The sequence below is a fragment of the Nocardia sp. NPDC050406 genome (assembly GCF_044459025.1).
GTDB lineage: Bacteria > Actinomycetota > Actinomycetes > Mycobacteriales > Mycobacteriaceae > Nocardia.
The window spans coordinates 1-1,198 of sequence record NZ_JBITIM010000008.1 but is presented as its reverse complement, the minus strand read 5'-3'; the positions used below and the strand labels follow the sequence as shown (position 1 = coordinate 1,198).

Here is a 1,198-nt window from a genome sequence, read left to right as displayed (position 1 = left end):
GTGTGTTGTTTCAGATACCGCACAGTGGACGCGTAGCTTCTTTGTTGGTAAGTCCTCGGCCTATTAGTACCAGTCACCTACACCCCTTACAGGGCTTCCAGTTCTGGCCTATCAACCCAATGGTCTGTTGGGGGCCTTACCCCCTCGAGGGGGTGAGAAACCTCATCTTGGAACAGGCTTCCCGCTTAGATGCTTTCAGCGGTTATCCCTTCCGAACGTAGCAAACCAGCCGTGCTCCTGGCGGAACAACTGGCACACCAGAGGTTCGTCCGTCCCGGTCCTCTCGTACTAGGGACAGCCTTCCTCAAGTTTCTGACGCGCGCGGCGGATAGAGACCGAACTGTCTCACGACGTTCTAAACCCAGCTCGCGTGCCGCTTTAATGGGCGAACAGCCCAACCCTTGGGACCTACTCCAGCCCCAGGATGCGACGAGCCGACATCGAGGTGCCAAACCATCCCGTCGATATGGACTCTTGGGGAAGATCAGCCTGTTATCCCCGGGGTACCTTTTATCCGTTGAGCGACACCGCTTCCACTTGCCGGTGCCGGATCACTAGTCCCGACTTTCGTCCCTGCTCGAGCTGTCGCTCTCACAGTCAAGCTCCCTTGTGCACTTGCACTCGACACCTGATTGCCAACCAGGCTGAGGGAACCTTTGGGCGCCTCCGTTACATTTTGGGAGGCAACCGCCCCAGTTAAACTACCCACCAGGCACTGTCCCTGAACCCGATCAGGGTCCGAGGTTAGAGGTCCAATACGATCAGAGTGGTATTTCAACGACGACTCCACGAACACTGGCGTGTCCGCTTCACAGTCTCCCACCTATCCTACACAAACCGTACCGAACACCAATACCAAGCTATAGTGAAGGTCCCGGGGTCTTTTCGTCCTGCCGCGCGTAACGAGCATCTTTACTCGTAATGCAATTTCGCCGAGTCTGTGGTTGAGACAGCAGAGAAGTCGTTACGCCATTCGTGCAGGTCGGAACTTACCCGACAAGGAATTTCGCTACCTTAGGATGGTTATAGTTACCACCGCCGTTTACCGGGGCTTAAATTCTCAGCTTCGCCCTTGCGGGCTAACCGGTCCTCTTAACCTTCCGGCACCGGGCAGGCGTCAGTCCGTATACATCGTCTTACGACTTCGCACGGACCTGTGTTTTTAGTAAACAGTCGCTTCTCTCTGGTCTCTGCGACC

Annotated in this window: 1 rRNA gene; it reads right to left on the bottom strand. The window is 55.7% G+C overall.

Annotated features, from left to right (window positions below):
* Nucleotides 1-43 precede the first annotated feature (43 nt).
* Nucleotides 44-1,198: ribosomal RNA gene (locus ACIBH2_RS33410) — 23S ribosomal RNA — on the bottom strand; the annotation flags it as partial.